This window comes from Streptomyces sp. DH12, assembly GCF_020873895.1.
Lineage (GTDB): Bacteria > Actinomycetota > Actinomycetes > Streptomycetales > Streptomycetaceae > Streptomyces.
Map to the genome: position 1 here is coordinate 1 of NZ_JAHWGT010000662.1, position 528 is coordinate 528.

At 75.4% G+C, this 528-nt stretch carries 1 pseudogene; it reads right to left on the reverse strand.

Annotated features, from left to right (window positions below):
• Positions 1-243: 243 nt before the first annotated feature.
• Positions 244-528 (reverse strand): annotated as a pseudogene (locus LPA54_RS36355) (FAD-dependent oxidoreductase); the annotation flags it as partial.

Below are 528 nucleotides of genomic sequence, written 5' to 3' on the forward strand. Positions count from 1 at the left end.
GGCGAGGTCGGCGTCGGCCGCGCGGGCGTCCGGCGTCAGGGCGGTGACGCCGGCCGCGGCGACGGCGGTGGCGGTGAGCAGGGCGGCGAGGGGGCGGCGGACGATCGGTCTGGCGCGGTCCACAAGGGCCTCCGGGCAGGGGGGAGTTGGAGGGGTGGAGCGCGCTCAATTTGGTCCAGACCAATTCGGTTGTCAAGACCCCGCGCAGCGTCCCCGCACGCCCCTGCCCGGCTCCGCAGAGGCTCAGCTGTCGAAGCCCAGCCCCAGCCGGTCCATCGTCCGCAGCCACAGATTGCGCCGTCCGCCCCGGGCGTCCGCCCTGGCCAGCGACCACTTGGTGAGGGCGATGCCGGTCCAGGCGAACGGCTCGGGCGGGAACGGCAGCGGTTTGCTGCGCACCATCTCCAGCTCCGTGCGCTCGGTCCGCTCCCCCGCCAGCAGGTCCAGCATCACCTCCGCGCCGAACCGCGTCGCTCCCACGCCGAGCCCGGTGTAGCCCGCCGCGTACGCCACCCGGCCCGCGTGGGC